This is a genomic window from Paenibacillus lactis (assembly GCF_017873605.1).
GTDB classification, from domain to species: Bacteria; Bacillota; Bacilli; order Paenibacillales; family Paenibacillaceae; genus Paenibacillus_AQ; species Paenibacillus_AQ lactis.
This window is the reverse complement of the sequence record NZ_JAGGKI010000010.1, coordinates 24,890-47,963: the sequence shown is the minus strand read 5'-3', so window position 1 is coordinate 47,963 and position 23,074 is coordinate 24,890. Positions and strand designations below refer to the sequence as shown.

17 protein-coding genes are annotated in these 23,074 nt (G+C 54.5%); all 17 read left to right on the top strand.

Features of this window, described 5'->3' with window-relative positions; all coding sequences use genetic code 11:
* Nucleotides 1-71 precede the first annotated feature (71 nt).
* Nucleotides 72-2,408: an endopeptidase La gene (gene lon, locus J2Z18_RS18420; RefSeq protein WP_007130747.1), complete on the top strand. Its 2,337-nt coding sequence runs from the start codon at nt 72-74 to the stop codon at nt 2,406-2,408.
* 19 nt (nt 2,409-2,427) lie between these two features.
* Nucleotides 2,428-3,078 carry a ribosome biogenesis GTP-binding protein YihA/YsxC gene (gene yihA, locus J2Z18_RS18415; protein ID WP_007130746.1) on the top strand — a complete coding sequence of 217 codons (651 nt, stop codon included), beginning with the start codon at nt 2,428-2,430 and terminating at the stop codon, nt 3,076-3,078.
* 213 nt (nt 3,079-3,291) lie between these two features.
* The gene (locus J2Z18_RS18410; RefSeq protein ID WP_007130745.1) at nt 3,292-3,882 is read left to right on the top strand and encodes a hypothetical protein; all 591 of its coding nucleotides are present in this window, start codon (nt 3,292-3,294) and stop codon (nt 3,880-3,882) included.
* A 307-nt stretch (nt 3,883-4,189) separates the two neighbouring features.
* A complete protein-coding gene (gene speD, locus J2Z18_RS18405; protein WP_007130744.1) occupies nt 4,190-4,588 on the top strand; it encodes an adenosylmethionine decarboxylase in 399 nt (132 codons plus the stop codon).
* 305 nt (nt 4,589-4,893) lie between these two features.
* A complete protein-coding gene (gene hemA / locus J2Z18_RS18400) occupies nt 4,894-6,297 on the top strand; it encodes a glutamyl-tRNA reductase (protein WP_007130743.1) in 1,404 nt (467 codons plus the stop codon).
* Nucleotides 6,298-6,315: 18 nt separating this feature from the next.
* Nucleotides 6,316-7,149: a cytochrome c biogenesis protein CcsA gene (ccsA, locus tag J2Z18_RS18395; protein WP_007130742.1), complete on the top strand. Its 834-nt coding sequence runs from the start codon at nt 6,316-6,318 to the stop codon at nt 7,147-7,149.
* 3 nt (nt 7,150-7,152) lie between these two features.
* Nucleotides 7,153-7,812: a precorrin-2 dehydrogenase/sirohydrochlorin ferrochelatase family protein gene (locus J2Z18_RS18390; protein WP_007130741.1), complete on the top strand. Its 660-nt coding sequence runs from the start codon at nt 7,153-7,155 to the stop codon at nt 7,810-7,812.
* 2 nt (nt 7,813-7,814) lie between these two features.
* A complete protein-coding gene (gene hemC, locus J2Z18_RS18385) occupies nt 7,815-8,768 on the top strand; it encodes a hydroxymethylbilane synthase (protein WP_007130740.1) in 954 nt (317 codons plus the stop codon).
* Nucleotides 8,769-8,772: 4 nt separating this feature from the next.
* Nucleotides 8,773-10,329 (top strand): uroporphyrinogen-III C-methyltransferase, encoded by a 1,557-nt coding sequence (gene cobA / locus J2Z18_RS18380; protein WP_007130739.1) that lies wholly within the window; start codon nt 8,773-8,775, stop codon nt 10,327-10,329.
* Nucleotides 10,330-10,454: 125 nt separating this feature from the next.
* Nucleotides 10,455-11,450: a porphobilinogen synthase gene (gene hemB / locus J2Z18_RS18375; RefSeq protein ID WP_007130738.1), complete on the top strand. Its 996-nt coding sequence runs from the start codon at nt 10,455-10,457 to the stop codon at nt 11,448-11,450.
* 38 nt (nt 11,451-11,488) lie between these two features.
* Nucleotides 11,489-12,784 (top strand): glutamate-1-semialdehyde 2,1-aminomutase, encoded by a 1,296-nt coding sequence (gene hemL, locus J2Z18_RS18370; RefSeq protein WP_007130737.1) that lies wholly within the window; start codon nt 11,489-11,491, stop codon nt 12,782-12,784.
* Nucleotides 12,781-13,686, top strand: coding sequence for an RluA family pseudouridine synthase (locus J2Z18_RS18365; protein WP_007130736.1), 906 nt, complete (start codon nt 12,781-12,783; stop codon nt 13,684-13,686). Before hemL ends, J2Z18_RS18365 begins: the two co-directional genes overlap by 4 nt.
* 244 nt (nt 13,687-13,930) lie before the next feature.
* Nucleotides 13,931-15,319: a LysM peptidoglycan-binding domain-containing protein gene (locus J2Z18_RS18360; RefSeq protein WP_007130735.1), complete on the top strand. Its 1,389-nt coding sequence runs from the start codon at nt 13,931-13,933 to the stop codon at nt 15,317-15,319.
* Between the two features lie 623 nt (nt 15,320-15,942).
* Nucleotides 15,943-18,612, top strand: coding sequence for a valine--tRNA ligase (locus tag J2Z18_RS18355; RefSeq protein ID WP_007130734.1), 2,670 nt, complete (start codon nt 15,943-15,945; stop codon nt 18,610-18,612).
* A gap of 7 nt (nt 18,613-18,619) precedes the next feature.
* A complete protein-coding gene (locus tag J2Z18_RS18350; protein ID WP_245256068.1) occupies nt 18,620-20,023 on the top strand; it encodes a bifunctional folylpolyglutamate synthase/dihydrofolate synthase in 1,404 nt (467 codons plus the stop codon).
* 6 nt (nt 20,024-20,029) lie between these two features.
* Entirely contained in the window at nt 20,030-21,403 is a 1,374-nt protein-coding gene (murC, locus tag J2Z18_RS18345) for a UDP-N-acetylmuramate--L-alanine ligase (protein WP_028406582.1), read from the top strand.
* A 206-nt stretch (nt 21,404-21,609) separates the two neighbouring features.
* Nucleotides 21,610-23,043, top strand: a complete 1,434-nt coding sequence (locus J2Z18_RS18340) for an SPOR domain-containing protein (protein WP_028406581.1) — start codon at nt 21,610-21,612, stop codon at nt 23,041-23,043.
* The last annotated feature ends 31 nt before the right edge of the window (nt 23,044-23,074 follow it).

Below are 23,074 nucleotides of genomic sequence, written 5' to 3'. Positions count from 1 at the left end.
GGTTTTTTATACGCAGATTTGATAAAATAGGAATAGTGTCAACATTGAGAGCCATTGGAGGTGCGAAAGCGATGGGACCAAGTAAAACCAAAGGTCGTCGTTTTCCTTTATTGCCTTTAAGAGGTCTTCTTGTCTACCCGAGTATGGTGCTTCATTTGGATGTAGGCCGGGAGAAATCCGTAAAGGCTTTAGAAAAGGCGATGGTTGAAGACAATTTGATTCTCCTGTGTTCTCAATCGGAAGTGAACATTGAAGAACCGACGCAAGAGGATATTTTTCGAATTGGAACCGTTGCGAATGTACGCCAGATGCTTAAGCTTCCAAACGGTACCATACGCGTGCTTGTGGAAGGTATGGAACGGGCGGAAATTATTCAATATACGGATCAAGCGGATTACTACGAGGTCATCGCGCGCGAGCTTCCGGAGGAAGAGAACAATGACCCTGAAGTATCCGCTTTGATGCGGACGGTGCTGTCACAGTTTGAGAATTATATCAATTTGTCCAAGAAAGTTACGCCCGAGACGCTTGCGGCCGTCTCCGATATCGATGAGCCGGGGCGTCTGGCGGATGTCATTACAAGCCACTTATCGTTAAAGATCAAGGATAAACAGGAGATCCTTGAGACGATCGACGTCCGCAAACGGCTGGAAAAGCTGCTGGATATTTTAAACAACGAGCGCGAAGTGCTGGAGCTGGAGCGAAAGATCAACCAGCGGGTTAAGAAGCAGATGGAGAAGACCCAGAAGGAATACTATCTGCGCGAGCAGATGAAGGCCATCCAGAAAGAGCTTGGCGATAAGGAAGGCCGTGCCGGGGAAGTCGAGGAGCTGCGCAGTCAGCTGCAAGAGCTTCAGCTTCCGGAACGCGTCCACGAGAAAGTCGAGAAGGAAATCGACCGCCTCGAGAAGATGCCGGCCAGTTCGGCAGAAGGCGGCGTAATCCGGAATTACGTCGATTGGCTGCTTGCCTTGCCGTGGACGAACAAGACCGAAGACGATCTCGACATCGCAAAAGCCGAGCAGGTCCTGGATGAGGATCACTACGGGCTGGAGAAGCCGAAAGAGCGCGTGCTGGAATATTTGGCCGTGCAGAAGCTCGTAAAGAAGATGAAGGGGCCGATTCTGTGCTTGGTCGGACCGCCGGGCGTCGGCAAAACGTCGCTGGCCCGTTCCATCGCCCGCTCCCTGGAGCGCAAATTCGTCCGCATTTCCCTCGGCGGCGTGCGGGATGAAGCCGAAATTAGGGGACATCGCCGGACTTATGTCGGGGCCATGCCCGGCCGAATCATTCAAGGCATGAAGACCGCAGGCTCTTTAAATCCGGTATTCTTGCTCGACGAAATCGATAAAATGGCTTCGGATTTCCGCGGCGACCCGTCTTCGGCGCTGCTGGAGGTGCTCGATCCGGAACAGAACAATACGTTCAGCGATCACTTTATCGAAATTCCGTTTGATTTATCCCAGGTCATGTTCGTGACGACAGCCAACGCTCTTCATAACATTCCAAGACCGCTGCTCGATCGGATGGAGGTTCTCTATATTCCGGGTTACACGGAAATCGAGAAGCTCCAGATTGCGAACCGCTATCTGCTGCCGAAGCAGAAGAGCGAGCACGGGCTTGAGCCCGAGCAGCTCCAGGTAGACGAAGGGGCGCTCCTGAAGGTGATCCGTGAATATACGCGGGAGTCCGGCGTCCGGAACCTGGAGCAGCAGGTGGCGGCTCTGTGCAGGAAGGCCGCGAAGCGGATTGTTACGAACGAATCCGATTCCATTGTGATCGGTGCGGACGATATTAAGGATTATCTCGGCATTCCGAAGTTCCGCTACGGTATGGCCGAGCTGGAGGACCAAGTCGGAACCGTAACCGGTCTTGCGTGGACCGAGGTTGGCGGCGAGACGCTGACCATTGAGGTTACCGTCGTTCCCGGAACCGGCAAGCTGACGCTAACGGGCAAGCTGGGAGATGTAATGAAGGAGTCGGCTCAGGCAGCTTTCAGCTTTACCCGTTCGAAGGCCGCAGAGCTCGGCATCGACCCGGATTTCCACGAGAAGCTGGATGTCCACATCCATATCCCCGAAGGAGCCATTCCGAAGGATGGTCCGTCTGCAGGCATCACGATTGCTACGGCCCTTATTTCATCCTTAACGAAGCGCCATGTTGCCCGTGACGTGGCGATGACCGGCGAGATAACACTCCGCGGACGCGTGCTGCCGATCGGAGGGCTTAAGGAGAAGTCCTTGGCCGCTCATAGGGCCGGCTACAAAAAAATATTGCTCCCGAAAGATAACGAGAGGGATTTGCGCGACATTCCGGACAGTGTCAAGAATGACGTCGAATTCGTTCCGGTATCCCACATGGACCAAGTTCTCGAGCATGCGCTCGTAGAGCAGGCGGGAGTGCATTAGAGAGGAACCTTTAAAAATCATGAAAGTAACAAAAGCCGAATTCGTCATCAGTGCGGTCGGTCCTGCTCAATATCCTGAAGACGCCTTGCCGGAAATTGCTCTGGCAGGGCGTTCCAATGTGGGCAAGTCCTCACTGATCAACCGTATGATATCGAGAAAGAACTTGGCCCGTACGAGCGCAACGCCAGGCAAGACGCAGCAGCTCAATTATTACCGGGTCAACGAGGATTTGTATTTGGTCGACTTTCCGGGGTACGGATACGCCAAGGTATCCAAAAGCCAGCGCGCGGCGTTCGGCGAGATGGTCGAGAAATATTTGCTCAGCCGGGATGAGCTGAAGCTCGTTCTGCTGGTGGTCGATATGCGCCACCCGCCTACAAAGGACGATGTCAGCATGTATGAGTGGCTGCAGCATTACGACCGACCGGTGTGCGTCGTCGCGACCAAAGCGGACAAAATCCCGAAGACGCGCAGACAGAAACACGTCAAGATTGTAAAGGAAACGCTTGGCTTTCAGCCTCATCATTCATTCGTCATGTTCTCTTCGGAGTTAGGGCTTGGTAAAGAGGAGCTATGGGAAATCATCGAATCACATATCGGATACCGTCAAGAAAACGGCGAAGGGGACAACGGCGATTTCCGGGATGCAGCCGTCGAAGAAGACGAATAAGCGTAATCGAGCGGATTTGCCTGATTTTTTGAGTAATAGAGGGAATCGGTGTATTCTTGACAGGAAAGTGAGCATGTTGAGGGAAATCTCAGTCTGATTCCGGCTAAAACCGTTTTTTTATGAAATATGATGAATAATCTCGTTCGGACGACAGGAAAGACCGCTGGGATGTACAGTATAATGGGAGTAAGTTAAAAGAATTGAGGGATTTTTATGGCTCAGCGGTTAGCCACAGAATATGTTAATGCCACAATGCAAATGACGGATGTTCAAATGGATCGATTTCTGCAAGGGACCCACGCTTTCCGGGTGAGCAGCCGAGTGAAAGTGATGGACGGCGGAGAGCATGAGTTCGTGCTTGAAGATGAAAGCGGGGAAGAAGTTCATTTGCCCTTTGAACGCAAGAATGGCCTGTACGTCTGTGAGCTGTCGTGCCGATTGGTAACTCCCCATCTGGCCGATGCCGTACGTAAGCTGTTTACGGCTTTTAAGGGGTCGGGGAAGGTAAATCGGATCTATCGCGGCTTTACAATGAGCTATGATTACCACGTCGGAACGGTTCACCGAATCACCCAGATGACCGGGAACGAGAGTATCGTCATATACGAGTACAAGAATACGGCCGGAGAGCTGCTGCGCCTGTTTAACAGCAAGGAAGCTGAGAAAGAGATCGAATCCATTCAGCGGAATATTAATCTTCTTCTGGACCAGCGGATTGCGGCAGGCAATGACATGTCTAAGATCCAATCGATCGATGAACAGCTCCGGAGCTACAATCAGCGGCTATTCGTTCTCGAAGCATAAGACTAGGTTAGGCTGCCCATAAATGGGCGGCTTTTTTATTTGCGGAAGGGGAGTAATCTTAGTCACAGCTTCGGAATTTGGCACATATATTGAGCTGTAAAATTATTTATTAGGTTATTTTTGAAAAAGGTGTTGCATTTCGCTGTCATAGATGTTATTTTTAATCTCGTTGAAAAGAATATAGGAACCAGGATTCACTCAGGACATGTAATGTTGCGAGAGATTATTCCCTCGGGAAGTGAATGACGTAGGTCCTAGCGGATGAAATTTTCAAACATTTTATTCCTAGGAAGGGGGAAACCGGAAGATGGAATACTCAACTTTCGGAAGACACGTTGCTGTTGATACTTGGGGAGTCGATTTTGAACTATTGAACAGTGCAGAATTTTTACAAGCTCAGATGGTCGAAGCCGCTGAAGCATGTGGAGCAACGGTATTGTCCGTCCAATCCAAGCAGTTCGAGCCACAAGGAGCTACGGTGCTTGTATTGCTGTCGGAAAGCCATCTCTCGATTCACACATACCCTGAGAGAGGTTTTGCTGCGATTGACTGTTACACCTGCGGGGAGACGGTAGATCCGCAATTGGCTATTGACTACCTGGTATCCGTACTGAAACCTGAAAAATGCTATGCTAAGAAACTCGTGCGCGGACTTGGAGAAATGAAGGTCGAGACGCCCGAGATGAAACTGGCCGAACTCGTTTAACAGGCCAACTACAAATTGTGTATACCTATAACCATGGAGTCCTCCATGGTTATTTATTTTGAGACGACCTTTTCAAGGAAAATCATACGTATATCTCCAGTGCTGAATATCCACAATAGTAAGGTGTCGGTAAACAGGAAATGAGGGGGAGTCCCCATGAACAGAATATAACGAAACATGGGGATTTCATAAACATTTCATAAAATAGACAAGGGGATTTGGCTGACTGTGATATAATGAACAAGGTCAGGGCAGACCGCTTGATCGCGGTCATACTATCGGAGAAATAGGCAGGTGAACATGCAATGCACATCGTCGTTGTTGGGTTGAATTATCGCACGGCGCCCGTGGAGGTCAGGGAACGCTTTACGTTTTCGGAAGCTGAATTGCCGGAGGCGCTGCGGGAGCTGAAATCAACCAAGAGCGTATTGGAGGGCGTCATTGTCGCTACCTGCAACCGTACTGAGATTTATGTTGTGGTAGATCGCCTTCATATGTGCGGCTACTTTATCCGCAGTTTTATGGAGCAGTGGTTCGGCATTAACCGTGAGGAATTTACACAGCATCTATATATATATGAAGATGAACAGGCCATTTCCCATCTGTTCAAGGTCACCTGCGGCCTGGATTCCATGGTGATCGGAGAGACGCAGATCCTGGGACAGGTTCGCAATGCCTTTTTAACATCCCAGCAGCATCATGCTACCGGAACCTGGTTCAATATGCTGTTCAAGCAGGCGGTAACGCTCGGAAAACGCGCCCACTCGGAAACCTCGATCGGCGAGAGCGCCGTGTCGGTCAGCTATGCGGCGGTAGAGCTTGGCAAACGGATTTTCGGCACGTTCAACGATAAGAAGGTTATGATTCTCGGCGCAGGCAAGATGAGCGAGCTTACCGTCAAGCATCTTTATGCCAACGGCGCCGCAGAGGTAATTGTGGCTAACCGGACGCTGGGCCGCGCCCAGGAGCTTGCGAGCAAGTTCAAGGGCACGCCCTGCACGATGGAAGAAGGCATGGGGCTTCTTTATGACGTAGACATCATTATCAGCTCGACGGGCTCGAATGAATACGTGCTGAATGCCGACCGGGTAAGGGAGAGCATGAAGAAGCGCCAGTCGCGGCCGCTGTTCATGATTGATATTGCCGTTCCGCGGGATATCGATCCGGCTGTCGGCGAGCTGTCGAATGTATTTTTGTATGACATTGATGATTTGGAAGGTATTGTTGAGACGAATATGGAAATGCGCCGCGTCGAGGCCGCTAAGATCGAGGTTATGATTCAGGCGGAGATGGACGCATTCCACACTTGGCTGAAGACGCTTGGCGTCAGACCGGCGATTCGCGCTCTGCAGGAGAAATCCAATACCATCCACGAAGAGACGCTTGAAAGCTTATTTAATAAGCTTCCGGAATTGGACGAACGTCAGCGCAAGGTTATTCGCCGATTGACGAAGAGCATCGTTAACCAAATGATGCATGACCCGATCAATCGGATTAAAGAAATGACCGGCGGTAAGCACGGCAATGAAGCGCTCGACTATTTCACTCAAATTTTCGCGCTGGAAAGCCTGATTCATGAAAAAGAGCAGGGGACCCGCAGCCACACCAAGGACAAAGCAGCAACCAAAGCTGAAGCGATATCGAGCGCTGCCGATCGGCAGGCAGAGGAGAAGCCCATAAAGGTATCTCTTGCCCCAGCCACCCTATGAGGCGGGTGAATTCATTCCATGCTGCTAAACCTTATTTATAATACCGGCATTTGTATCTATGCCCTGAGCCTTCTGTTTTTTATCTCGGATTGCGTATCGCGCAATTCGGTGGCGAAGCGGATAGGCACAGGGCTTCTTGGCATAACGGCGCTGCTTCAGCTTGGGGGAATCGGGATCAGAGCGATGGAGGGCGGGCATTTTCATCTCCCCGTGTTTACGTTGTTTGATTTCTTGCTCCTCCTTACGTTCTGCATCACGATAACATCGATGGCACTAACGTATTTAAAGCGATCCGAGTATGCGGTGCTGCTGATCAACCTTGTCGGCTTCTGCGTCATGCTGGTCAACCAGCTTTGGTTCAAAGCCGGAGGAGATAACGCCCTATACAGCTGGGAGACCGAGCATCGGCTCCTGCTGATTCACATCGCGCTGGCGAGCATAAGCTTTGCCGCACTGACGGTAGGGGCTGTTTTTGCCGCAATCTATATGTTTCTGCACCGAAAGCTTAAGCATAAACACTGGAATGATACGGTACGAAGATTGCCCAGTTTGGAGAAGCTGGACATTTACGCTTATAAAGCGTTGATGACGGGAACGGCGATTTTGGTGCTGTCCTTGATCGTGGCAATCATGTCGGTTGCCATGGCAGGGCGATGGCAGCTGCTCCTGGATATTAAGGTGCTGTCTACGCTCCTTGCGCTCAGCATGTATATTGTTTATTTCCTGAAACGCAGCCTGCTGAAACGCTCCGGCATGGAGGCCGCGGTTTGGGCGCTGATCGGGTACGGATTCATTATATTGAACTTTTATCTGAATACGTGGTCCGGATTTCACAGCTGGTCAGGAGTGTGACGGATGATGAATGATTCTAAGTATGTGCCCGTGATGCTGAAATGCGACGGGCGATTATGCTTGCTGGTCGGCGGCGGTGCCGTGGCTGAACGGAAGGCCGCGGCGCTTCTGGATGCCGGAGCAAGCGTACATATTGTAAGCCCCGAATTAAAGAGCGGCCTGCTTCGCAGGCTGGCAGATGAAGGAGCCGTGCAATGGACCAGCAGGGTCTATGAGCCGGGGGACCTGCAAGGAGCTTTCCTGGTTTACGCCGCAACGGACGATGATACGCTGAATAAAACGATCGCACTGGAGGCCGACCGGCTTGGAATATGGGTGAACGTGGCCAGCGACGGAGAGGCGGGCTCGTTCATCAGCCCGGCGGTCATGCGCCGGGGAAGATTGACCTTAGCGGTAGCTACGTCCGGGGCAGGGCCCGCTGCGGCCGTGCGAATTCGGCAGCAGCTCGAAGAGCAGTTCGGCCAGGAATACGAGGAATATCTCGATATATTATACAGCATGCGCTCGGCGATTAAGGCACAAGCGGCATCCGCTGAGGCGCGCAAACGGCTGTTGGACCGATTATACCGATTGGATATTCTCGGCGATATTCGCCGCGAAGGTTATGCGTCCTGGAATACGGATAAAATCAAGCTATGGATTGAGAACAATCAGGAGGAATGAATATGCGCACGATCGTGGTTGGCAGCAGGCAGAGTGCTCTTGCACTTACACAAACAGGACAAGTTATCGATGATTTGAAGCGGTTAGCGAAGGAACATGGATTAGAGTACGAGTTTACCGTCAAGAAAATCGTCACGAAAGGCGATCGCATTGTCGATGTCACCCTGTCCAAAGTTGGCGGGAAAGGACTGTTCGTAAAGGAAATCGAGCAAGCCATGCTGGACGGGGAAATCGATATGGCGGTGCACAGCATGAAGGATATGCCGTCCGTTCTTCCGGAAGGCCTGGTGTCCGGTGCCGTTCCTAAGCGGAAGGATCCCCGCGACTGCCTCATTTCCATGGAAGGCTCGACATTGGATGATCTTCCGCAAGGGGCGAAGGTGGGGACAAGCAGTCTGCGCCGCTCCAGCCAGCTGAAGGCGTACCGGCCGGATCTGAAGATTGACTGGATCCGCGGCAATATCGACTCCCGGATCCGGAAGCTGGAGAGCGGGGAATTCCAGGCTATTATTCTCGCAACGGCAGGTCTTCAGCGGATGGGCTGGGAGGATCGGATCACGTCCTATCTGCCAATCGATATCAGCTTGCCGGCCGTGGGACAAGGCGCGCTCGGAATCGAATGCCGCGAGAACGATGCGGAGCTTCTGCATCTGCTATCCCTCTACAACGATGAGGTGACAGCACGGACCGTATCGGCAGAACGCAGGTTCCTGAGCGAGCTGAACGGGGGCTGCCAAGTACCGATCGGAGCGTATGCTGTCATCAAGGAGGATTCGGGAGATTCCCGCGGAGCTCAAAACATTATACAATTAACAGGTATGGTAGGTTCCCCGGACGGCGAAATCATCCTTAAAGAAACCGCCGAGGGAACCGATCCTGAATCGCTCGGAATCGAAGTGGCCGAGAAGCTGAAGGCTAAGGGAGCAGAGAAGATTCTGGCACAAGTTAGGGGATGAGGGGATGGCAGGTAAGGTTTATCTCGTAGGAGCGGGTCCTGGCGACGCGCGCCTGATTACAATTAAAGGCAAGGAATGTATAGAGAAAGCCGATGCCATTGTATATGACCGGCTTGCGAGCCCAAGGCTGCTTAAGTGGGCAAAGCCGGGCGTCGAGAAGGTGTACGTCGGCAAGCTGCCCGACCGGCATACGATGAAGCAGGAGGAGATCAACCAGCTGCTCGTTGATTTGGCGCTGGAAGGCAAGGTGGTCGTTCGTTTGAAAGGCGGCGACCCGACCATATTCGGGAGGGTCGGGGAGGAAGCGGAGCTGCTTAGGCAAAACGGCATTTCATATGAGATCGTGCCGGGAATCACGTCGGCGATCAGCGTGCCGGCCTACGCGGGCATACCGGTCACCCATCGCGAGCATGCCTCTTCCTTGTCCATCGTGACCGGTCATGAGAGTCCGGAGAAGCTCGATCGAATGATTCAATGGGATAAAGTGACCAACGCAACCGGGACGTTGATCTTCATGATGGGAGTGGCAAAGATCGGCTACATCAGCCGTCAATTGATCAAGCATGGCCGGTCTCCGGCAACCCCCGTAGCTCTGGTAAGATGGGGAACCCGCGCCGAGCAGGATACGCTGACCGGCACGCTGGCCGACATTGAGGAGAAGGTCCAAGCGGCCGACTTCCAGCCGCCTGCCGTTATTGTCGTTGGGGATGTCGTCCTGCAGCGGGAGCGGCTGAAGTGGGCCGAGAAGCTGCCCTTATTCGGCAAGCGAATTCTCGTAACGAGAACCCGGAGCCAGGCCAGCTCGCTTGTATCGAAAATCGAGGACCTTGGCGGAGAACCCTATGAATTTCCCGTCATCGAAACGATCTCGCCGACATCGGATGAGGCTGTTGCCGGCCTGCGGTCCGCGCTGGACAAGCTTCCGATCTATGATTGGGTCTTCTTCACGAGCACCAACGGGGTGGAATTCTTCTTCCGTCATTTAAAAGAGTACGGGCGGGACATCCGCTCGCTAGCCGGTGCACGGATCGTTGCAGTCGGCCCGGCTACGGCCGAAGCGCTTCGCGATTACGGCATAGCGCCTGAGGTGCTGAAGGAGCGGTTTCAGGCTGAAGGCTTGATCGATGCCTATGGCCCCGAGCTTGCTGCCGGCCAGAACGTACTGCTTCCCCGAGGGAATCTGGGCCGTTCATGGCTGCCAGAGAAACTGACCGAAATGGGGCTGTCCGTTACGGAAGCAACCATGTACGAGAACGTATTGTGCGGGGAGGATGACGAGGAGCTGATGAAGCTGTTTGCCGAAGGCGGAATTCATGCCGTTACGTTTACGAGCTCCTCAACCGTTACGAACCTGCTGAAGGTGCTTGAGCGGATGGGGGCCGAGAACCCTGTTGAGCTGCTGAAAGGCTCAGCTATCGCTTGCATCGGTCCCCTCACGGCCCAAACCGCGGCCGAGGCCGGACTGGACGTTACGATGATGGCGGAGGAGGCAACCATCGACAGTCTGGTGGAGGCTCTCTGCAGCTGGAATCAGCAGGAAGACGATCCTCGCACGCGATAGGGCTATCATTCATTCGTTTAATTTCCATATATCGCTTGTAATCTCCTAAAATTGCGAGTTCAAAAAGTCGGGTTTTCAAAGACGACTTTTTGAACAACCTCTAAAAAAGAAAGGTTGTCACAGCTATGAGTTTTCCAATCGTACGCCACCGCCGGCTGCGTCAAAATGCCGGCATCCGCAGCATGGTCCGCGAGACCGTGCTGCATCCCGAGGATTTGGTGCAGCCGATCTTCGTTACCTACGGCAGCGGCGTGAAATCCGAAATTTCGTCGATGCCTGGCGTCTTTCATTTTTCGCTCGATACGTTGAAGGACGAAGTGGATGAGATCGTTCAGCTGGGCATTCCTGCTGTGCTGCTGTTCGGGATACCGGAGACGAAGGACAGTATCGGCACCTCGGGGTTTGCCGACGACGGAATCGTTCAGGAAGCAACCCGGCTTATTAAATCGTGGTACCCGGATCTTCTCGTCATTGCGGATACCTGCCTGTGCGAATTTACGGATCACGGGCACTGCGGCATGGTCCATACGTATGAGCGTGACGGCCATGTGTGCGGCGACGTCCTGAACGACGAATCCCTGGAGCTGCTCGTCCGTACCGCCGTATCCCAAGCCAAGGCGGGCGCGGATATTATCGCGCCGTCCAACATGATGGACGGTTTCGTACAGGCTATCCGTTCGGGTCTTGACGATGCCGGTTTCCAGAACGTGCCGATCATGTCGTATTCTGTTAAATATGCGTCGGCGTTCTACGGCCCGTTCCGGGAGGCGGCCGACTCCGCGCCGCAGTTCGGCGACCGGAAAACGTACCAGATGGACCCGGCGAACGTGAGGGAAGCGCTGCGCGAGGCGGAATCCGACGTGCTGGAAGGTGCGGACATGCTGATGGTGAAGCCGGCGATGGCCTATCTTGACGTTGTAAGATTGCTGCGAGATCAGTTCGACTTGCCGATCGTGGCTTATAATGTCAGCGGGGAATATTCGATGATCAAAGCCGCCGCCCAGCAAGGCTGGATCAGTGAGAAGGCGATCGTTATGGAGCTGCTGACCGGAATGAAACGCGCCGGCGCCGATATTATCATTACGTATTTCTCCAAGGATGCGGCACGCTGGATGCGCTAACCCGTAACGATACGATTATACAGTTAGGAGTTGCTAATATGAGCCAAGGTTTGAGAAAAGAAGAATTGTCGCGCTCTGCCTTTGAGGAAGCCAAGAAGTATATTCCCGGCGGTGTCAACAGCCCTGTCCGCGCGTTCAAGTCGGTGGGACTGACGCCGATCTATATCGAGCGCGGGGAAGGAAGCCGCGTTTATGATATCGATGGCAACAGCTTTATCGATTATGTCGGATCCTGGGGCCCGCTGATTATGGGACATGCGCATCCGGAAGTGGTCGAAGCTCTCCAAGAGACTGCGAAGAAAGGGACCAGCTTCGGTGCTCCGACGCTTCTGGAGACGGAGATGGCCAAGCTGGTCTGTGAGCGCGTGCCGTCCATCGAGGTGGTGCGCATGGTGAACTCCGGCACGGAAGCGACGATGAGCGCGATCCGTCTTGCCAGAGGCGTTACCGGCCGCAGTAAGATCATCAAATTCGAAGGCTCCTATCACGGTCATGCGGACAGCCTTCTTATCAAAGCCGGTTCAGGTATCGCCACGCTCGGCCTGCCTGACAGCCCGGGCGTTCCGGAAAGCGTAGCTTCCAATACCATTGCGGTGCCGTATAATGATTTGGAATCCGTTCAGCTTGCCTTTGAACGGTTCGGCGAAGAGATTGCCGCCGTCATTGTAGAGCCGGTTGCCGGCAATATGGGCGTCGTGCCGCCGCAGGAAGGTTTCCTTGCGGGCCTCCGCAAGGTGACGGCCGATTATGGCAGCCTGCTTATTTTCGACGAAGTCATGACCGGATTCCGTGTCGGCCTGAACTGTGCGCAGGGTCGTTATGGCGTTACGCCGGATTTGACCTGCCTCGGCAAAGTGATCGGCGGCGGCCTGCCGGTTGGCGCTTATGGCGGCAAGCGGGAGCTGATGGAGCAAATTGCACCGGCGGGTCCGATCTATCAGGCGGGAACGCTCAGTGGAAATCCGCTGGCGATGGCGGCAGGCTATACGACACTGAAGCTGCTCACGCCTGCGGTCTATGATCAGCTGGAGGAGCGCGGTGCACGCCTGCAGGCCGGCTTTGAACGGAATGCAAAGGAATTCGGCATTCCGCTCACGATTAACCGGATCAGCTCCATGGTCTGCCCGTTCTTTACCGATGTGCCGGTCGTTAACTTCGACACCGCCAAAACAAGCGATTTGGCGCGGTTCAACCGTTATTTTGCCGCGATGGTGCAGGAGGGCGTCAGCGTGCCGCCGTCCCAGTTCGAGGGCATGTTCATATCCGCGGCGCACACGACGGAGGATATCGACGCAACGATCGAGGCGAACTATAACGCCTTCAAGAGCTTATGAGCTATCAGGGAAGCTGGGTCCGGCGGGGCGAATGGCTTGAAATGACGCCGGGCAAAGCACTGACCGGACAAGCGGACCGGGAGGAAGCCGCCGGCCGGTGGCTGCTGGATACCGTGGGGATGCCCGAGAAGCTATATCGCAAGCTCCGTCAGGAACAGGGAATACGATGGAGAGGGGACCGGCTGTCGCTGGTCCTTTTTCCTTACCGGGAATATGGGATCGAGCCGAGGTGGCATGAGCTTGACGTGCTGTACGAGGATGAATTTTGCCTCGTCGTGAACAAGCCTGCGGGGATGTCCGTTCATCCCGCAGACCCTGCCAGCCGGGAGATCACGCTCAATCACGCGGTTGCGGCTTATTATGAAACGGCTGGAATCCGCGCGGCCGTCCGGCATATCCACAGGCTGGATAAGGATACGACGGGGCCGGTTTTGTACGCCAAGAATGAATACGCCCAGCTCAAGCTGGATGAAGCGATGCGGAAGAAGGAGATCGTCCGCATCTATGCCGCCATCGTTCAAGGCCGGGTAGGGGATGACTTGAAAACCATCGACCTGCCGATCGGGAAGGATCGCCATCATTCGGGCCGCCGCCGGGTTTCGCTGACCGGACAGCCGGCCATTACCCATATTATTTCATCGGAGATCTACCCGAGCACGAGCTTGCTGCATGTAAGCCTTGAAACCGGGCGGACGCATCAAATCCGGGTTCACTTGAGCCATATGGGGCATCCGCTGCTCGGGGATACGATGTACGGGGGCCGCGCCATCCGCCTTGGCAGACAGGCGCTTCACGGGGAAAGACTGCATTTTTCCCATCCCTTCACCGGCGAAGAGCTGGAGATCCATGCGCCGTGGCCGGAGGATTTAACAGCGCTTCGGAGACAATTCGCGCACGAGTGAATCGAGCATGAAGGCATGTATACAAAGCTGTTGCTCTAGCGGCCAAGCAGACCTGTCGACAACCCTTGAGGGCGCTGCCGATAAGGCTGCCTGCCGGTCGGATCCAGCACCAGGATTCAGCCCCAATCCGTAAAAAAGTCATGCACTCCTTTTTCCCGCATATAAATAAGTTGAGTGGCAAAAAAATGGCTCATGCCGTGAACGACAGATCACGGATAGTATATGCCGAAAGGAGGACATTCCCGTGTTTGACCAGTCCTACGGATTGCGGTTTGATATTTATGAGCGTATTAATTTGGCGGAAGAGCTGCCGGGAATCGAAGAATTAGAGGAAGCGGAACTGATCCCGCATATTCAAGTCATCAGTCAGCAGGATCAGGCTACGCTCCGGGGGCATCTGCTTCTGGCGGGCGTGTATAAAGGCGATACCGAGACCGGAGAATCGGAGCCGCTGGAGCACTGGATTCCGGTCGAAATCACCGTCCCGATGAACCGGGTATCGTCGCTGGATGACATTGCAGTCGAGATCGAAAACTTCGATATTGATCTGTTATCGAGGCGTAGTCTTAACATCACCGGCGTTCTGTCGCTCAGAGGCATTCAGGCAGCGGCCCCGGGAGTCCGGGATCAGGCTTGGGCGAATGAGGAATTCACGGTGGTACATGCTCCCGAGCCGTCCGGCACGCAAACGGCTGGAGAACCGGCGGCAGAGGCGGGGTACGAGCCGTTCCAAGCCAATGAGGAGCCTTCCGGGAGCAATGATGCTGCTGCCTCGCATCCAAGCGAAACAGCGCCTTTTGTCAACTTCCGGGCCAGCATCCAGGAGCAGGAGGAGCGGACGCAGCAGTATTTGGCATCATGGGCCCAGTACGAGAATCAAATCCGCCGCGAAGAAGAGCCGGCTTCGGACACCCGCATGGCGGCAGCAGCTGATGATGCCGATGCGCGTGATACGGTAGAATACGCCTTACATAATGATCCGGAGCCTGCCGCCCAGGAAGCGGAGCCTTCGGTTCCAAGTGTATGGCAATTTGAACGCAAGGCGGAGCCAGAGCCTGCTCCTGAACCGCAAGCAGAGGAAGTGGCATCGGCGTTTCCGGGCGTAGTCGACCGCAAGGGGGACGGCGTGGAGGCTGTGCCGGACCTGCAAGCTGTTGATGCAGGGGTTCAGGAAACGTACGAAGCGCCGGAGCCTGCTGACAGCGCGGCAGAGGAGGCGGAAGTTGTCCTGAAGGCCGAGGAGCCGTCCGATCCGGGCAAGCCGGAGCTGAAGGTCGCATTTTCGACGAAGGGCAGCGATGCTGCAGCTTCTTCAGGCGTAGGATTTTCTTCACTGCTGCATTCCAGCCGGCTTGTGCAGGACCAGGAGATTGCCGCCCTGGATGAGGAAGAGAAGGCCGAGGAATTGGCGGAGCCCGCCTCAACCGAGGATGTCGAATGGAAGAGCTTGTTCCTGGGCAACCGTAGGGAGGAAACGCCGTTCCGGAAGGTGCGGATGTGCATCGTTCAGCGGGAAGAGACGCTGGATATTATTGCGGAGAGGTATCAGCTTTCGCCGCGCGAGCTCTTGCTGTACAATCGGATGTCCGAGCAGAATGTGGAGGAAGGGCAAGTCCTTTACATTCCTCAGTAAATCTGCAAAAACCCGATCGCAGGACAAAGCCTGCGCTGCATCAGAGCGTTCCCTTGCATGGCATTTGCAAGGGAACGCTCTTTTTTTATTTCGGCCATTTCCGAGCGCAAGCAGGTATGGAGCAGCAAAATGCCGGAAATACTCGATATATTGACTATATTGCACAACCGCGTTATATTTGAATAGAATATGTACAGGTATTTCTAAAGTGAACAACGTTGAACGGGAAGAGTAGGAAGATATGGCCTTCAGAGAGCGGAATTGCTGTAATAGGCGCTGTGAAATTCCGCAGGAACCAGCTTGCCCAATGTCGCCCGGGAGTTGCGTGCTTGAACCGGAGCATCCATGATGCTAAGCCGGTCAGAGCCCGCCGGCTGCAGCCGTTATCTGCGTAAAGTGTCGCGCTTCAAGCTCTTCAATGATACAGCACGGTAAGGAACGGAGTTCCTGACGGCTGCTAAGCGCGAAACAAAGGTGGTACCGCGAGAGAACAGTCTTTCGTCCTTTGAGGACGAAGGGCTTTTTTTGTTTTCACGCCGCCGATGTGATATTAACGCCCTGCTTGGGCGGCTAAAACATTTTGGGATGGCAAAACTGATTAACAGTGACGGAGGTACGAAAATATGGAAGAAAAGCAAACGCAATCTCAGACGCAAATGCCGACGACGTATGACCCGAAGGCTGCGGAGCAAAAATGGTACCCTTATTGGAAGGAAGGCGGCTATTTCGAAGCGGGCAAGCGTCCGGACGCGAAGCCCTATACGATCGTAATCCCGCCTCCGAACGTGACGGGAATGCTTCATATCGGCCATGCTCTTGATTTCACGCTGCAAGATATCCTGATCCGCTTCAAACGCATGCAGGGCTACGATGCGTTGTGGCTCCCCGGCTCCGACCATGCGGGAATTGCTACGCAGGCAAAGGTAGAGCAGAAGCTCCGTGAGGAAGGCGTTACCCGCTACGATCTCGGCCGCGAGAAATTCCTCGAGAAGGTATGGGAGTGGAAGGAGCTGTACGCCGGCACCATTCGCGATCAATGGTCGAAGATCGGTCTGTCCCTCGATTACTCCAGGGAACGCTTTACGATGGACGAAGGGCTGTCGGACGCGGTTCGCCAGGTGTTCGTCAAGCTTTATGAAAAAGGGCTGATTTACCGCGGCAAGCGGATCATCAATTGGGACCCGGCTGCCCGGACCGCTCTGTCCGATATTGAAGTAGAATATAAAGAAGTGAACGGGCATCTGTATCATCTGGAATATCCGCTCAAAGACGGCAGCGGCTCCATCACGGTCGCGACGACCCGTCCGGAGACGATGCTCGGCGATACGGCTGTCGCCGTTCATCCGGAGGATGAGCGCTATAAGGATATGATTGGCAAAACTTTGGTTCTGCCGATCGTGGGGCGTGAAATTCCGGTCATTGCCGATGAGTATGTGGAGAAGGAATTCGGCAGCGGCGCCGTGAAAATTACGCCGGCGCATGATCCGAACGATTTTGAGATGGGACTGCGGCATAATTTGCCTCAAATTACGGTGATGGACGAGTCGGGAACGATGAACGAGTTTGCCGGCCGGTATGAAGGTCTGGACCGCAGTGAATGCCGTAAGCAAATCGTCAATGATCTCAAGGAGTCCGGCGTTCTTATCCGGATCGAAGACCATGTTCACCAGGTTGGACACAGCGAGCGAAGCGGTGCGGTGGTAGAGCCTTATTTGTCAACGCAATGGTTTGTTAAAATGCAGCCGCTTGCCGAAGCGGCAATCGAGGCACAGAAGTCCGGCAATGGGGTAAACTTCGTTCCTGAACGGTTCGAGCGCACCTATCTGCACTGGATGGAGAACGTCCGCGACTGGTGCATTTCCCGGCAATTGTGGTGGGGGCATCGGATTCCGGCCTGGTATTCCGAATCCACCGGCGAAGTCGTTGTCGCAATGAACGAGGAAGAAGCGCGCGCGAAGCTCGGCAAGGATGATCTGAGACAGGATGAGGACGTGCTGGATACGTGGTTCAGCTCGGCATTATGGCCGTTCTCGACGATGGGCTGGCCGAACGAGGACAGCGAGGACCTGAAGCGCTACTATCCGACCAGCGTACTCGTAACCGGATATGACATCATTCCGTTCTGGGTATCGCGGATGATTTTCCAAGGGCTTGAATTTACGGGGCAAATGCCGTTTAAGGATACGTTGATCCACGGCTTGGTTCGTGACAGCGAAGGCCGCAAAATGTCGAAATCGCTGGGCAACGGCATCGATCCGCTTGAGGTCATCGAGAAGTACGGCGCAGATGCGATGCGTTACATGATTTCGACAGGCAGCACACCGGGGCAGGATCTGCGGTTCCGCTGGGAGCGCGTCGAGCAGGCACGGAACTTCGCCAACAAAATTTGGAACGCATCCCGCTTTGCGCTCATGAATCTGGAGGGCTTCACCGCCGCCGATATTGATATTTCCGGGGAGCTCGGCACCGCCGATCGCTGGATTCTGCATCGACTCAACGAAACTTCCCGCGATATTACGCGTCTAATTGATGCCTACGAATTTGGCGAAACCGGTCGACTGCTCTACAATTTCATCTGGGATGATCTGTGCGATTGGTATATTGAATTTGCGAAGCTGTCCCTCTATGGCGAGGATCAGGCAGCCAAGAAAAAGACGCAATCGGTGCTTGCTTACGTGCTGGATCGCACGATGCGCCTGATTCATCCGTTCATGCCGTTCATCTCGGAGGAAATCTGGCAGCATCTGCCGCATGAGGGCGAGACCGTGATGCTGGCTTCCTGGCCGGTCTATGATCCGGCGTTCGAGAATCCGGAGTCGGTTGCGGAAATGAACCTGCTGATGGATGTCATTCGTGCGGTCCGCAACATCCGGGCCGAAGTGAATGTGCCGATGAGCAAAAAGGTCGAGCTCCTGCTCAAGCCGGTGAACGAGCAGATCGCGGGCATTATCGACCGCAACGCCGATTATATCCGCCGATTCTGCAATACGTCGGAATACCAGTCCTCGCTCGGGCTGGCAACGCCGGAGAAGGCCATGACTGCGGTTGTTACCGGTGTTGAATTATTCCTGCCGCTGGCGGGATTGATCGATATTGCGCAGGAGATCGCCCGTCTGGAGAAGGAGATTCAGCATCTGAACAGCGAGGTCGAACGGGTGGAGAAGAAGCTGAACAACCCCGGCTTCGTATCCAAGGCGCCTGAAAAAGTCATTGAAGAAGAACGCGCGAAGCTGGCAGATTATTCGGATAAACGCAGCAAGGTCATCGCGCGTATTGAAGAATTGAGAGGCTAAACAGCTTATGAATCTGGACCAGAAGGTGAAATCGATGGGGGATCATTCGGGAGCTGCCGTTGCAGCTCCATTCCAAACGTATGAGGAAGCGGTAGATTGGATCAACGGGTTAGTGGCATTCGGGATTCGTCCGGGCATGGAACGGATCCAGCAGCTGATGCAGCGGCTTGGCCATCCCGAGCGCCGCTTGAAATTTATCCATGTGGCCGGGACGAACGGCAAGGGGTCGACCTGTGCGTTTCTGACGAAGACGCTGCTCCAAGGCGGATTCTCCGTCGGAACGTATACGTCCCCTTATATCACGAAGTTTACAAACCGGTTCCAATATAACGGCGAAGACATTCCCGAGGAGACGCTGCTTGCGCTTGCTAACCGCTTGCAGCCGCTCGTTGAGGAAATCGCGCAATCAGGCCTTGGTTCACCGACCATGTTCGAGGTGTCTACGGCACTGGCCATCCTGTATTACGCCGAGGTGAGCTATCCCGACGTCGTGGTATGGGAGACCGGGCTGGGTGGCCGCCTCGATGTGACCAACATCGTGCATCCGATCGTATCGGTGATCACGAATATCGGGATGGATCACACCGACGTTCTGGGGGACACCATTGAGGAGATCGCAAGGGAAAAGGCCGGCATTATTAAGCCCGGCGTGCCGGTGGTAAGCACCGTCACGCAGCCGGAGGCCATAGCGATTCTGAAGGAGACGGTGGAGCGGAACCGGACGACGCTGTATCTGGCCGGTGAGCAATTCACCTATGAACGCCTTCGCAGCGATGAAGAAGGCCAGACTTTCCATTTCCAAGGACCGTTCCGGAGCATGGATATCAATATATCCATGCAGGGAGAGCATCAATGCGCGAATGCCGCGCTGTCGATGATGACTTTGGAAGTCCTTCGCCAGTACATGGCTTTTATCGTGGAGGATGATGATCTGCGCCAAGGCTTTAAGGAGACATTCTGGGCGGGAAGACTGGAGCTTGTGCAGAGCTCGCCGCGGATCGTTCTCGACGGGGCGCATAATCCGGAAGGGGCGGAGGCGCTGGCCAAAAGCCTGCCGCAGATCTATAAATACCGGAAGCTGAACTTGATGATGGGAATGCTGGCGAATAAGCATCATGATTCGTATTTGCAGCATATACTGCCAATAGTGGATACGCTTATCCTGACCGAACCGGATTTCCGGAAGAAATTGGACGCCAAGGCGTTAGGGGACATCGTAGAGCAGGTGAGGGAGCAATATGCGAAACGTACACTGCAAATCATCATAGAACCAAATTGGAAAAACGCACTTGAAGAGTTGAAGTCACGGACGGAAGCGGAGGATCTTGGGGTGGTGTCGGGCACGTTGTACCTGATTGCCGACGTGCGTTCCAGCCTCCTGGGCCTTTCCGATTCTGAAAAAGGTTGGTGATATCTGTTGAATACATCAGAACATGTTCATTTCATCGGAATTGGCGGCTATGGGATGAGCGCCATTGCACGAGTTATGCTGGAGATGGGTTATAAAGTCACGGGTTCTGACGTGGCATCTCAGGAATTGACAGAAAAGCTGGCGGCCAAAGGCGCCAAAATATATATCGGACATACGGCGGAGCAGGTGAAGGGAGCAGATCTCGTCGTCTACTCGACCGCATTGTCCAAGGATAATGTGGAGCGAGTCGAGGCGGAGAAGCTCAATATTCCTGTTCTTCACCGCGCCCAGATGCTGGCCCGCCTGCTGAATGAACGCAAGGGTGTGGCCGTTGCGGGGGCGCACGGCAAAACGACCACTTCATCGATGATCGCCCTCGTCATGGAAGAGTGCGGAGCGGATCCGACATTCATCATCGGCGGCGAAATCATGAACGTCGGCACGAATGCCAAAGCCGGCGAAGGCGAGCATGTCGTAGCGGAAGCGGACGAGAGCGACGGCTCATTCCTGCAATATCATCCATGGCTTGGCGTCGTGCTCAACATCGAAGCCGATCATCTTGAAAACTACGATGGCGACTTCAATCGTCTGAAAGCGGCCTATGTGCAGTTCCTCAGCCAGATCAAAGAGGACGGCACGGCGGTCGTATGTGCGGACGACGCGAATATCCAGGCCATTCTACCGGAGCTGCGCTGCAACGTGACGACGTACGGCATTCATTCGGATGCCGATTATACGGCGACCCAGCTTGTGCTGGGCGATCGTCATGTCAGCTTCAAGATGCTTCACCGTGGACAGGAGCTGGGAACGGTCGAATTGTCCGTGCCCGGCAAGCATAATGTTTATAATGCGATGGCAACGGTTATCAGCTGCCTGAAAGCCGGCATTTCATTCGAAGCGATCGCAAGAGCGATCGTGAAGTTCAACGGGGCGAAGCGCCGGTTCCAGGTGCTCGGGGAATCGAACGGCATCCTGGTGATCGACGATTACGCGCACCATCCGACGGAGATTGAAGCGACCATCAGCGCCGCCAAAGCGACGGGCAAGCGAATTATTGCCGTCTTCCAGCCGCAGCGGTATTCAAGAACCTTCTTCCTCCTGGATGCGTTCAGCCGAGCCTTCGGTGACGCGGATGAGGTGATCATTACGGACATTTATTCCCCGGCCGGCGAGAAGCAAATCGAGGGCATCAGCTCGGCAAAGCTGGTCGAATTGATCGTGCAGAACAGCAATCCGGGCGCGCGCTATTTGCCGACGAAGGAAGATGTCCTGAGCGACTTGAAGGACCGGGTCAAGGACGGAGACCTTGTCCTCACGATGGGGGCCGGCGACATCTGGAAGGTTGGAGCGGCACTCGCGGAATCCATAAAAGGCAAGTAAGATTACGATTACACCATGCCGTCAGGCGCGAGCTTATGCACTTCAGAGCATAGCTCACCGGATCCTGACGCGTCAGGGCCCGTTTTCCTTTGTTCGGACACGAACACGGTGAAACGGGCCCTTATTTGTTCTTTTCTCCGCCGCACATAACTTGCCAAGCCCTATCATATAGCTAGGTATAGAGAGGACAAGTGAGGTGTGTGAATATGAACAAAGCGCGGATGACCATCCGTTTTGACCATGACCCTCCCAAACCGAATCATCGGAACGGCAGGGGCATGCAGGAAGAGCCCGGCACGAATGAACTGGGGGTTTCAAACTGGAATACGCCCAGCGATTGGGATTTCGAGAGGCTGGGGATGGAGGATGATGGAGCACCCGGAAGCTGGAATTCAAACGGCTTCATCGACCATTCGGCTTCATCGGCCGATCCCAAACCAGAGCATCTGCGCGTTGTTCATCCCGAGGCAAAGACGGATCAGCCGGATGCGTTGGATGATCGGAGGCTGCGCAGCAGCCGGGACTCCTCGCGAAGAGGACGGCTGGCCGAGGAGAGAAGACGGCTTCAGGCTGCCAATGAGCAGTTGGCGGGCAATGGCAATCCGGAGCACCCGGATCCATATCAGGATCTTCCTGAGGTATGGGATGGCGGCGCGATTGACTCCCACTCCCGTACGGGAAAATTCTCAGCAGTACCTCCGCAGCAAGATCCATGGGAAAGCGGACAACAGGACGGGGTTTTCTATGAGGGAACACAGGGAGATGATTACAGCTATTACCGGACGAAGCGGCCGACGTCCTTCTGGAAGATGGCGGCTGCGGTCAGTGCAGCGGTCATCACCGGGTTAATGTTCGGGTACATGGTTCTGACGATGTTTAACGGCGGCGCCGGCAGCAATAACAATGGGGATATATCGGCGCCAGGGACGGGCAGTGAGACGGTGATTGAAAACGAAGCGGGAACGGGAACGGGTGAAAGCACGGAGACACCGGCACCTTCCGGACAACAGCCTGCCACGGCCGTGCAAATTCCGGGATCGACCTTCTATATGCTGCAGTACGGTGTTTTCAGCACGCCCGAGCGCGTGGAGCAGGCGAAGAGCGAGCTGCTGGCGGCAGGAATCGCGGCCGGAGGGGATCCGAATGAGGAAAATCGGGTCTATGCGGGCATATCGCCGGATCGGGAACAGGCCAAGCTGCTGAGCAATCAGCTCAAGGCCGAAGGGGTCGAGCTGTACGTGCGGGAAATTTCCTTGCCGCAGGCCGAGCCCCGGGTGTATTCCGGTGAAGCGAAGACGCTTACGGACTATTTTACGGTCAGCGGCCAGCTGGTCTCCGAGCTGAGTGCGCTGTCTGCTTCTCTATTGGGCCAACAGGAGGGGGGAGGGCCGGCAGCTGCGGAAGCGATGAAGAGCGTGACAAACCTCCATCAGCAGTGGATCCAATCGGTCAAGCAGCTGTCTGAAGGACTGGGACCGGAGTCTCTGGCCGTGCTCCCAATGATGGAACAATCCATGAATGGATCGGTTATGGCGCTCTCCGAATATATCAAAAATCAATCCAAGGGGCATTTGTGGGAGATTCAAACAGGCATGATGAACTATATCATGGGCCAGAAGAAGCTCCTGGACGGCCTATAATTTCAAATCATCGTAAAATCCGGCAAGGAAT